Source organism: Zobellia uliginosa, from assembly GCF_900156625.1.
GTDB lineage: Bacteria > Bacteroidota > Bacteroidia > Flavobacteriales > Flavobacteriaceae > Zobellia > Zobellia uliginosa.
On sequence record NZ_FTOB01000002.1, the window covers coordinates 169630 to 181845 of the forward strand.

The 12216-nt window shown below is 44.0% G+C and carries 6 protein-coding genes; 4 read left to right on the forward strand and 2 right to left on the reverse strand.

Going from position 1 to position 12216, the window contains the following annotated elements; genetic code table 11:
- Nucleotides 1-78: 78 nt before the first annotated feature.
- Nucleotides 79-675 (reverse strand): RNA polymerase sigma factor, encoded by a 597-nt coding sequence (locus tag BW980_RS05565; RefSeq protein ID WP_076453969.1) that lies wholly within the window; start codon nt 673-675, stop codon nt 79-81.
- A 106-nt stretch (nt 676-781) separates the two neighbouring features.
- On the opposite strand from BW980_RS05565, the gene BW980_RS05570 reads away from it, so the two are divergent.
- The 3 genes from BW980_RS05570 (at nt 782) to BW980_RS05580 (ending at nt 7673) form a co-directional block, all read left to right on the forward strand.
- Nucleotides 782-1963, forward strand: a complete 1182-nt coding sequence (locus tag BW980_RS05570; RefSeq protein WP_076453970.1) for a FecR family protein — start codon at nt 782-784, stop codon at nt 1961-1963.
- 101 nt (nt 1964-2064) lie between these two features.
- Complete coding sequence (locus BW980_RS05575) at nt 2065-5799, forward strand: SusC/RagA family TonB-linked outer membrane protein (protein WP_245799962.1); 3735 nt, start codon at nt 2065-2067, stop codon at nt 5797-5799.
- A 17-nt stretch (nt 5800-5816) separates the two neighbouring features.
- Nucleotides 5817-7673 (forward strand): SusD/RagB family nutrient-binding outer membrane lipoprotein, encoded by a 1857-nt coding sequence (locus BW980_RS05580; RefSeq protein ID WP_076453971.1) that lies wholly within the window; start codon nt 5817-5819, stop codon nt 7671-7673.
- A 143-nt stretch (nt 7674-7816) separates the two neighbouring features.
- Here the strand turns inward: BW980_RS05580 and BW980_RS05585 are convergent, their stop codons facing one another.
- Nucleotides 7817-8860, reverse strand: coding sequence for a LacI family DNA-binding transcriptional regulator (locus BW980_RS05585; RefSeq protein WP_076453972.1), 1044 nt, complete (start codon nt 8858-8860; stop codon nt 7817-7819).
- Nucleotides 8861-9112: 252 nt separating this feature from the next.
- Here BW980_RS05585 and BW980_RS05590 point away from each other — a divergent pair, with 252 nt between their 5' ends.
- Complete coding sequence (locus tag BW980_RS05590; protein WP_076453973.1) at nt 9113-12211, forward strand: SusC/RagA family TonB-linked outer membrane protein; 3099 nt, start codon at nt 9113-9115, stop codon at nt 12209-12211.
- Nucleotides 12212-12216 lie beyond the last annotated feature (5 nt).

Consider the following 12216-nt stretch of genomic DNA (forward strand, 5'->3'; position numbering starts at 1 on the left):
AGCTCCCCGTTCTTGCCGAATGCTATCTTTGTTAGACCTGGAATACAATTGGCAGGGAAGCTGAAGCGGTAGGGATATTTAGTGTGGATCGGAATTTGCAAGGTCAAGACCAAATATTAAGAATAGAACGGGTTCGATCTTGCTTTGCAGTTTTTTCCTTAGAATTTTAAAAGCTTTGTTCATCTGGTTTTCCACTGTCTTTATGGAGACGTTCATAAAACCTGCAATTTCAATATTGGTGAGCCCCTCTCTTTTGCTAAGCATAAAGGTTTCCCTGCATTTCGGGGGGAGTTTTTGAATTTCCGATTTAATAAGGCCTATTTGCTTTTCCAACAATTCTTCGTCCTCCTCTATGACCTGATACAGACGCTCCATATGTTTCTCTTCTATGGCCAACATTCTTTGGTCTTTTCTGAATTCATTGAGAAAACCATTGTAGACGGATTTGTACAGGAAGCTTCTTAAAGATTGTACCTGGGATATCCTTTCCCTATTCTCCCATAAATTAAGGAACACGTTTTGCACAATATCTTTGGCCTTCTCGTAATCGTGGGAAAGACTATATACGTATACACAAAGTGAATGGTGGTAACGATCCATTAAATACGCCAGTGCTTCGTGGTTTCCCTTGGTAAGCTCTTCTTTAAGTCGCTGTTCAGTAGAAAATAGTTTCAATCCACTAATTGTATGATTCTTAATAAAATATGACACAATATAAAAAAATAATAAAATAGCATGGGTGTTTTTATAATTTCATTTGTCATATACATATAAACTAATAATGTTGAACGAGGGAATAGAAGATATTATCGTAAAGTATCTGGCCAAATCGGCCTCGGATAAGGAAATAATCGAATTGACGGAATGGTTGAAAAATGAGGCCAATCTCTTGGTTTTTGAAGATTTTATACGAACGAATTATGTAAGTAACCATCATATGCTTGATTTTGATACGGAATTTGAAAAGAAGAAAGTACTTGATGTGATTCAGGACGGAGAGAAGAAACGGGCCAGGTTAAAAAGGATGAACCACTTTTTTAAATATGCGGCCCTAGTTCTGGTTCTCTTGGGGCTCGTTTATGTCTACAATTCAAGGTCCGATACACCTACTATCATTGAAAACGGACAAACCTTCAGTGTGCCAAAGAACGATGTGCCTCCCGGTCATGATAAGGCTGTGTTGACGCTTGACAATGGAGAGGAAGTGGTTTTGGAAAAGGAAAAGGAGGTCAAGATCAACGGGGCAAGCCAAAATGGCGAAAAGTTGGTCTACGATCGCCACTGGTCGCAAGAAACGGAAGCTTCACTGTTTAACTACCTCACCATTCCAAAAGGAGGGCAGTTTTTTGTGCAATTGTCAGATGGCACCAAAGTATGGCTGAACTCCGATTCAAAGCTTAAATATCCCGTAAAGTTTATGGAAGGGCAGACGCGGGAAGTTGAGCTCTTATATGGTGAAGCCTACTTTGAGGTTGCTAAAAGTTCGGAGGGAGGCGGCACGAATTTCACCGTCAAGACAGGAATACAGCTAATAGATGTTCTGGGGACCCAATTCAATATCAAGGCCTATAATGGCGAGAGTGATATCGTAACCACCTTGGTCGAAGGAAGGATCGCCATTGAATCCGGTACCACAAAAGAAGCCCTTGCCCCCTTGGAACAGTCGATCATCGATAGAGATAGGCCCGGGGCGGTTTCCATAAGAAAGGTCGAAAAGGTATTTGATGAAATAGCATGGAAACACGGTTACTTCAGTTTTAAAAGGAAATCAATGGAAGACATTATGACCATTCTTGCCCGGTGGTATGATGTTGATTATGAGTTCAAGGATTCCGATAAAAAGAAAAAAACCTTTACGGGCGTATTGGACCGTGAGAGCACTATAAGTCAAATATTAATTAATATCCAAAAAACCAATGAAATAAGATTTGAGATCAATGAACGGAAAGTAATTATCGAATAGACCTAAAAAGGAAAACAAAACTCATCTATTTCGTGTAGAGGGGCAAGTTTTCTTATCGACCAAAGACCATTTAAATTATTAACTAATCGAAATTTTTATGTATGGAAACTAACTCAATCGAAGCTTTCTTCCGGTCTGGAAACAGGAGTTTCTTAAGGCTAATGAGCGCGCTTTTAATCTTATCTTTTTCAACAACTTTTGGGTTTTCGCCCAAAGAATCGTTTTTCCAGAATTCAAAAATACTCATAAAGGCCAATAGAAAAATTCATCTATCCGAGCTATTTGAGCTACTCAGGGAGCAGGCGGGCTATAAATTTGTCTATAGTGATGAACAAATTGCCAATGCACCAAAGGTTAAACTAAAAAAGGGCTCTGTTATGGTCAAAGACTTATTGGACAGGGGCTTGTCTCCCATAGGCTTGACCTATGAGTTTACCGATAACAACACCATTATCGTCAAAAAGAAAGTTAGGGATGTGGCCCAAGGCTCCCCACAATTTTTGGTGAGGGGGAATGTCACTGATGATCAAGGCGTTCCGCTGCCAGGGGTCAATGTTATCGAAAAAGGAACGACCAATGGGGCCTCGACCGATTTCGATGGAAATTTTGAATTGAACGTATTGGAGGATGCCACCTTGGTTTTTTCTGCTTTGGGTTTTAAGACCATTGAACGTAACGTCTCGGGCGATTCGAATATTGCGGTAGTCATGTTGGAGGATGCGGAACAATTGGGAGAGGTGGTTGTAACGGCCCTAGGGATCAAGCGAGACCAAAAGGCCTTGGGTTACGCCATGACCGAAGTAGAAGGTGAAGAATTGGCCCAAACCAATACCGTTAACCCTGTTTCGGCTTTACAGGGTAAATCGGCGGGCGTTAGCGTAGGAGGTTCTGATGGGGGACTTTTTGGAAACAGTAAGATCCAGATCAGGGGTATCTCTACATTGAATTCGAATGACAACCAGCCTATTTTTGTAATCGACGGGGTTATTCTTGATAATAGCATATCGAACGAAAGTGCCGATTGGGCCAGTAGCGCCAATGATTACGGAAATATTTTGAAAAACCTAAATCCCGATGACTACAAGAGCGTTTCTATCTTAAAGGGGGCCGCCGCTACGGCACTCTACGGCTCACGGGGAATCAACGGGGTCGTTTTGATCCAAAGTAAAGATGGTTCCAACGCGAGGGGTATAGGGGTTTCCGTAAAACAATCCATGGGGGTTGACCGGGCATTTAAGCAGCCTGCCATACAAAATGAGTTTGGACCGGGAACCTTGGCCGGATATGTAGATTATGGGGAAACCAATTCAAGCGGTGATTTTTATCGCTTCGATAGTTCTCAATTCGATTATAACGAAGAAGGGATGCCCACCTTGATCAACCACGCGGGTGGAGGCTTGAGCTATGGCCCTAGGTTTGATGGAAGGCCAATTGAAGATTACGATGGCAATATTATCCCATACAGGGCCAATGACAACAATATGCTAGATGTGTATGACACGGGATACAACTCGAATACCTCGGTTTCCTTGAGTGGTGGCAACGAGAAAGGGAATTTCTATCTGTCGGATTCCTATAACTTAAGAACAGGGATAATGCCCGATAACAGTTTTAGAAGAAACGCATTGATGTTTTCGGGATCTTACCAACTAGCGCCATGGTTACGGGCCAATGCTTCTATTTCATATACGACCTCTAGTTCTAAAAATCCTAGGAACGATATTTCCCAAGGCTTTTTTGACGGTACTTTCGAAAGGATATACAACACCGAGAAATATACCCAAAGACAATATTGGCAAGCCTCGCACGGCGGTGTGCCCAATTCCGATTATGGCGATACATACGCCAATGTACCCAATACGGGACTCTGGTTTGGGTACTACAGTTCCGATCAGGTAAATGAAGAGCAGGTAACACGTCCCGTGGTCAGGCTGACCGCAAATGTTACGGATTGGTTGGATATTACCGCCGAGGGCAATATGAACCACTACACCACCAGATATGAAAACAAGGAGCTGGGTAGCGGTTTTGCCAATGAAGGGGGCTACTATGAACTCCGACATTACGATGATGTAAGCAAAACAGGGAAGCTTACGTTTAACTTTACGCCTAAAATTTCCGATAGTTTTTCAGTCCAATTTTTATTGGGAGGCGAAATTTGGAATCAAGAAAAATCGAATACCAGGGTGCGTACCGACGGAGGTCTGGTAGTTCCAGGAAGGTTTTATCTCGAAAACTCCAAGAAGACCAAACTATCGGAAGGTGGTATTTCGGCCACCAAGCAAATCAATTCCTTGTATTTCCTTTCCAGTTTTAGCTTTAAAGAACAAGTTTTTTTAGATGTGACAGGAAGAAATGACTGGTCTTCGGCCTTGGTATATACCAATGGTGAGGGCAATTATTCGTATTTCTATCCGTCCGTATCTACGTCATGGGTGTTTAGCGAAACCTTCGATATGTCAAGTTTCTTGACCTTCGGAAAGCTGCGCGCATCTTGGGCACAGGTCGGGAGTGATACCAGCCCTTATACGATTAATAGAGGGTACGAGTTGGGCACCTACCAACTGCCGGGGGATAGTTTTATCTACAAGAACTCCGTTAATAATACCGTTGTAGACCGAAATATCAAACCAGAGCGGAAAAATTCCTTTGAAGTGGGGGCCGACGTCCGGTTTTTCAATAGCCGCTTGGGTATCGATGTCGCATATTACGACGAAACGATTACCGATCAAATTGGATCCATTCCTCTGCCACCGGTTTCGGGTTACAGCAATTATTTTACCAATATAGGTACGCTAACCAATTACGGATTTGAATTGACCCTTTCGGGAACCCCCATCAAAACCGAGAACTTTCAGTGGAACACTACCTTTAATTATTGGAACAATACTACGAAGATCAAGGAAATGCACGAGGATCTTGGTGAGTTCAAAAAACTGGGGGGTGATATTACTTATGGGAACTTCCGTATAGGTTCGGTAGCTTTTGAGGGAGGGGAGTATGGCGTTCTTTATTCGGACAGTAGTCCCAAGCGTTATCAGGCGACCGACGACGCGGGCAACCCTATAGACGACCCTAATAATGGTAAGAAAGTTTTGGTATGGAGCGATTCCGGTAGGGGAGCTTACTATGAAAGAAGTTATGAAGCTGAGGAAATAGGTAAGATCCAACCCGATTTTGAAGGCTCGTTCAACAATGAATTCTCTTATAAAGGGCTTTCCTTGTCCGTGCTTTTAGACGCCCGTTTTGGAGGTCATATAGCGTCGTATTCCAGTAGATACGGAACGGCTTACGGATACCTTGAAAAATCGCTAAGGGGAAGGGATGAATCCCACGGAGGAATTGGATGGACGTCGCAATTTGCCGATACCCAAGGCGAAACCTATGTAGATGGGGTTATTCCTGATGGGGTTTTTGCCGATGGACAGGAAGTCGTTACCCCCGATGGCTCTACGGTCGATGTTGGGGGAATGACCTATCAAGAGGCTTATGACCAAGGATATGTAGAACCCACCCATGCCAGTTACTATAATTATTTTAGAAATTCTTGGGGGCAAGGGGTCGTTAATGATGACTGGTTTACCGAGCTTGAATATATCGCCATAAGGAATATTTCGGTGGGCTACCAATTGCCCCGGTCCTTTAGTGATAAGTTGGGAGCCAAAAAATTCTATATCGGTATTAACGCAAGAAACTTGGGGTATCTGCACAATACCATGCCGAACGATATCAATCCTGAAAGTTTTAGGGGTACCTCAAGTAATGAATCCTTTAGGGAACGCTCCTTTAGCCCTTATGTATCTAGCTATACCATGACTATTTCGGTAGATTTCTAAACATAAAACTGTATAAGATGAAAGAAATATATAAGATTGTATTAATCTCTGTTTTGGCACTCGGCGTGGCTTGTGACGCTGATGACTTTGCCGAATTGAACAGTAACCCCTCTGAACTGGCGGAGCCAGATGTCAGGTTTTCAATAACCCAGGCCATACAAGATATGTATGGTAATGACTATACGATTTGGTTCTATGATAATTTCGATTACATTTTTCCATGGAGTCAATTGACAACTGCTGTAGTCGGAGGCGGTAATACCGAGGCATTTGTAGAAATGGGACCTTCTGAGGGACAAAATATTTACCCGAGTCTCTATGCCAATACACGCGATGTGCGTGCGCGTATAGAGGCCCTTCCTGCCGAAAGGCAAGAAGAGATGAAAGCCATTAAGGCCATGACATTTCCTATTCAGATTCACCCGGCATTGACCATTACCGATAATACGGGGTCGATGGTCTATACGGAAGGGGCTATGGCTCCATATACCGATCCACCATTGATTACCCCGGTATTGGATTCACAGGAGACCTTGTTCAATACCTGGTTGGGCGAATTGGATAAGGCCATGGATAGTTTAGTGGCCCCTAATCAGTTTGATATTGGTGATCAAGATGTTATTTATAATGGGGACTATAAGAAATGGGCCAAGTTCTGTAACCTTCTTAAGCTTAAGATAGCCGCAAGGTTGATCCATAAGGATAGGGCAAAAGCCTTGTCAATAGCGGAAGAGGTAGTCAATTCCCCTGTAGGTTACATGAATGACTTGAGCGATGATTTTATCTATAAAAGGGATGTGAATTATTATGGGACCGGAAACGGGCAACAGCCTGGTATAGGGGGAAAACATATAATTGACTTTATGGTCTCCAATGCCGACCCGCGTTTAAGGGTCCTTTATGATAAGAATGATTTTAACGGGGAGGTCGTACAGGCCTTTATCGATGCGGGAAAGGACTTGCCTCCTTATGTCGAGCAATATGTCATCCTTGACGGGGCGGGTAATTTTTCAGGTTGGTCAGGACCGGGGGAGCCTTGGGTCCGTTATGCCGGCGTGCCCCTTTCTCCTGATGCGACCTTTGCGAGTGAAAACAATATTTACTTCAATCAAGGCGAACTCTATAGGGTTTCGGCCGGGGATATTGAAAAAGCGTATACGGCAACCTCTAATTATACGGAACGTATAACGCGTACGGGTTTCAATTTTACTTATCCTACAAAACCAGGTGGTAGGCTTATTGATATTACCGAGAATTTTCCGCCTTTGGAGGTTATTTTGGGCTCTTCGGCCGAGACCAATTTATATTTGGCGGAATTCAAATTGCTGGGGGCCAATATACCGGGGTCGGCCCAAGATTATTTTGACCAAGGGGTGCGGCTTTCCGTAGAACGTTTGGATCGGTTGGCGAGAAACAGTGGTTTGCCCTATTATGAAAAAGACCCGGTATATGAAGATGAGGTAATGGCCGAAGCCGCCTCTACCCGGTTGAAGGCAGGAGAAATCGAAGCGCTGCTTGCTCAGCCTGCCTATGACTTAAGTACCGATGGATTGGAAAAAGTGTACATACAGCAGTATATCAATTTTGCGGCTACGCCAAACGATGTTTGGGCAACTGTACGCCGGTCCGGGATCCCTAAAACGAATAGCGATTACCTGCCTAGGGAAATGTTTACCTCGTCAGGTTCCGAGCTTACGGTACCACGCCGGTTCGTGGTTGGTACCCCTACCGAAGATGACAAAAACTATCAAAATACGGTCAAGGCCCTAGAAGAACAAGGCTTCACTTCGGGAACCAATGACCCTTCCATTTTAAATACGGAAAGGCTTTGGTTTGATCAAGAAAACCCTGGTTATGGGGAAGGACCCCAATAGGGATGCCAATATTTAAGTTAAACCTTGTCTTCCCTTTAGATAAGGGCCGAGGTGTTCGGAAAAAGGCCATTTTAATATTAAAAATGGTCTTTTTTTATGGACATATGTTTTTTTTATAAAGCTGTGCCCCTTGGGCAATTCAACTACAATTTGGTGTCGCTTGCTTTTCTCATTGAGGAAGCCCTGACCACCAAATCGGTCTTGAGGGTAATGGTTTCGAACTCTACAAAACTATCGGTATCGTCTATCTGTCGGATCAATAGGCTTGCGGCGGCCTGCCCCATTTGAAAGGCGCGGTCGTTAATCGTAGTAAGGTTGGGTTCTATGACTCTTGATATGGGGTAATTACTAAAGCCTACTACGGCTATTTGCTCGGGAACCTTGATATGCGCCTTTTGAAAGACCTGAATGGCGCTGATCGCCGTATAATCGTTCGAACAGAACAGTCCGTCGGGCGATTCGGGCAGGGCCAGCATTTTTTTTGCGCATTCGGCCCCTTCTTCGTAGGTCAGGTTCTTGGTTTCTAGAATAAGGGACGGGTCTATGGGCAACTTATGTTTTTTTAAAGCCGTTTTATAGCCCTCCAAGCGGTCTTTGAAAATGTGGGTCGACTGGTTTCCGGCGATATGGGCGATGCGGCTACAGCCTTGTTGGATGAGGTGCTCCGTTGCTTTAAAGGCCGACTCGTAATCGTTGATGACAATTTTGTTCGCGTTAAAATTGGTTGGAACCCGGTCGTAGAAAATTACCGGCACCCCCAATTTGGTAAACTTTTTAAAATGGGCATACGACTTGGTCTCGTTCGAAAGACAGATGATAATGCCCTCGACCATCCTGTTTTGTAAAATACGGGTAATTTCTTTTTCCCTTTCGAAGGAATCCTTCGATTGAAAAATGGTAACATTGTACCCCTTACTGTAGGCGTACTCTTCAATACCGCTAATGACAAGGGAGTGGAAGTGTATATCGATCTTGGGAACGATAATGCCGATGGACTGGGTCTTCTTTTTTCTAAAACTCGAGGCAATGGAATTGGGGGTGAAGCCCAGTTCGTCTGCCTTCTGCTGGACCAGTTTACGTGTGGCATCGCTAATGGCAGGATGCCCCGAGATGGCGCGTGAAATCGTGGAAGGCGATAAGTTCAGTTCCTTAGCCAAATCTTTTAAGGTAACTCTGGAATTCCCCATAGGCGAGTTTTAACAAACGTTTGCGTGAATATTACAATGTCAAATTAGAAGAAATACGTTATATAGGTATAATAACAAATGATATATTGCAAATTTAACATTTTTTAGCTAATTATTCCTAGGTAGGAATAAAATTTAAGGGGATTTTACAATTATTTTATGCAAACGTTTGCATTAATTCGATCTTAATTTTATATTTGAGATCATTAGGTGTTGATATTTCTTTTCTAATAACCAGTTAAACATTGTTTTATGAGTAAAAAAAGTAAATCCGATCGTTCGCATTTCGGTAGTCGAGAGTTCTTCTTAAAGACTGGTATTCTTTGGGTAATGGTGTTTTTTCTTCATGGTTTTGTCTTTTCGCAAGAGCTTCGGATAGCAGGGAAAATTACCGACCAAGAGAGTGGTGAACCTCTTATCGGGGTTAGTGTTGTGGAGAAGGGAACCACAAATGGGGTGGCTTCCGACTTTGATGGAAAGTATATAATAAAAGTAAATTCCCCTGAAGCCGTATTGAGCTTTTCTTCTATGGGTTACCGAGCTGTAGAGGTCCAAGTGGGTGAAAAGGAAGAATTGGACGTTGCTTTACAGCTGGTAGCCAATCAACTCGACGAGTTCGTCGTGGTGGGCTACGGTAAAAAGAAGAAACGGAACTTAACGGGTTCCGTGGTGTCCGTCGGTGTGGAAGATATTGCCCAGACCAACCAACAGGATGCTTTGAGCATTTTACAAGGACGGGCCGCTGGGGTACAGATCGTTTCCAATTCCGGGGCGCCCGGTGGCGGTATGACGGTAAGGGTCAGGGGGAATTCTTCCTTGAACTCGGGAAACTCCCCTTTGTACGTGATAGACGGGGTGCCCGTTGAATCGAATTCCCTTTCTTCATTGAACGGAACGGAAAACTTCGGTTTGAACCCGCTTTCCGATATCAACCCCAATGACATTGAATCCATCGAGGTGCTGAAAGATGCGGCTTCTACCGCAATCTACGGTTCCCGTGCCGCCAACGGCGTGGTGATGATCACGACCAAAAGGGGAAAGGAAGGCAAAGGCCAGGTGAATATCAGTTTTACATCGGGTACGAGCCAGATCACGAGAAAGCTCAGTGTCTTGAATGCTTCCCAGTACCGACAGGTTATTATAGATTCTTATCTGAATATGGACAATCCCGTTGAACCGAACTGGACGGTCATTGATTCCCTAAACCCTAAAAACAACGGTGATGTCGATTGGCAAGAAGAATTGTTGCGGGTCGCGCCACAATATAAGGTAGACGTATCGGTACAAGGTGGTTCGGAGAACGCCAAGTATTCATGGAGTTCTTCCTTTTTGGATCAAGACGGTATCATCCTAAACTCTAACTACAAAAGGGTGACCTCGCGCTTAAATGTTGATTTTGATGTTTCCGACCGATTTAAAATTGGTCAGAGCATTTCCTATACGAACGGGGTGAATAACCGAATAAACGCCGGGGGAACGGGTAACTTAAGTGTGGTTCGTGAACTTTTGATCAGACCGCCATCTTATGCCATGTATTTGCCCGACGGTTCTTTAAACGGGTATCAATTTGGAAAAAGAAATCCCGTAGGTCTCGCCGAATACGCAACGCATTTGAACAAGACCAATAGGGTCATCGGTAACCAATACGGTGAATTCACCTTTTTTGAAGGATTGAAATTGCGCAGTAACCTGAACTTAGACTTCCTCAATATGAAGGAAGACGAGTTCCTTCCGTCTTCCTTAGATTATCGGGAGGGCTACAATTCTGGGGCGACCAGCTCGCTCAACAACTTGACTTGGGGCAATGAAACCTTTTTGACCTATGACAAGGCCTTCAACAAGGGGCATAACCTTAACGCCTTGGCGGGCTTTAGTTTTCAGGAATGGAACTATGAGCGTACCGGCCTTGAGGGAATGTTTTTTCCCAGTGATAACGTCATCACCTTAAATGCGGCGGGAACCATTTCCGGCCAAGAGGCCAACATCCATACCCAACACTCCATGTTGTCGTATTTCGGAAGGTTGTCTTATGATTACAAAGGCAAGTACTTGTTGGAGATGAACTTGAGGGCCGATGGTTCCTCGCGTTTTGGAAAGGACAACCGTTTTGGTTATTTTCCTTCGGCTTCCGTGGGATGGAGGTTTTCCGACGAGAATATATTTGAAAACGTAAATTTCCTTTCCGATGGAAAATTAAGGTTTAGCGCGGGGCAGACGGGTAACGAGGCCATAGGAAACTATACTTCCCAAGGTGAATTTTTAGTGGGTACCAATTATTTAGGCTATTCTGGGGCATCGCCATCGGTAATGCCGAATTCGGGACTCACCTGGGAAACCACTACCCAATACAATGCGGGTCTGGACCTGTCTTTTATGAACAACAGGCTTACGGTCAATGCGGATGTCTACCTGAAGGAAACGAACGATCTGTTGTACAATGTGCCTATACCTAGAACTTCAGGCTTTGCCTATAGCACGCAGAATATAGGAAGCATTGAAAACAAGGGGGTCGAACTCTTGATTTCTACGCGCAACTTGGTGGGTGATTTTAAATGGGATACCAATTTTAATATCAGTACCAACCGTAACGTGGTAAAAGATTTGCCCGACGACTTGTTGACCAATGGATATATACAGAACGGAACCTATCATATCTTACAGGAAGGATTGCCCATAGGTACCTTCTACGGATGGAAGTTCAACGGGGTGTATGCCCGTGATGAGGACAATGTAAACGGTATTACCAACGGGGCCTTGGGCAAGGTGTTCAAAGGGGGCGATCCTATATGGAACGACCTTAACGGCGACAATATCATTGATGAAGACGACCGTGAGGTTATCGGGGATGCCCAGCCTGATTTTTTTGGGGGGATCACGAACAACTTTAGCTATAAAAACTTTAGCCTTGGCGTCTTTATGCAGTTCTCTTATGGTAACGATATTTATAGCGAGATCAACCATCAAAGAAATTCAGTGGTCCGCTATAACAACCTTTCTACCGATGCACTCGATAGATGGCGCCAACAGGGCGATGTTACCGATTTTCCAAAACCGGTTCGCGACGATCCCATGCAATCCGATAGTCGGGTGCAGAGCCGATGGGTGGAAGATGGTTCTTATTTGAAGCTAAAGAACGTCAACTTGCGCTATAGTTTCCCTTCTAAGTTGATCAGTTCATTCGGACTTAGTAAACTTGATGTGTTCGTAACGGCGTCCAATTTGATTACTTGGACCAAATATACCGGTTTTGATCCGGACGTAAACTCTTATAATGGCCTGCGCGCCGGTATTGACGAGGGGTCCTACCCACAGAGCCGTACCATCATGACAGGATTAAACTTTCAATTTTAAAAAAA

Bases quoted from the DNA above. Each gene is read 5' to 3' on its own strand.
- BW980_RS05590 (WP_076453973.1), top strand. From the start codon at position 9,113: ATGAGTAAAAAAAGTAAATCCGATCGTTCGCATTTCGGTAGTCGAGAG.
- BW980_RS05570 (WP_076453970.1), top strand. From the start codon at position 782: ATGTTGAACGAGGGAATAGAAGATATTATCGTAAAGTATCTGGCCAAA.
- BW980_RS05585 (WP_076453972.1), bottom strand. From the start codon at position 8,860: ATGGGGAATTCCAGAGTTACCTTAAAAGATTTGGCTAAGGAACTGAAC.
- BW980_RS05580 (WP_076453971.1), top strand. From the start codon at position 5,817: ATGAAAGAAATATATAAGATTGTATTAATCTCTGTTTTGGCACTCGGC.
- BW980_RS05575 (WP_245799962.1), top strand. From the start codon at position 2,065: ATGGAAACTAACTCAATCGAAGCTTTCTTCCGGTCTGGAAACAGGAGT.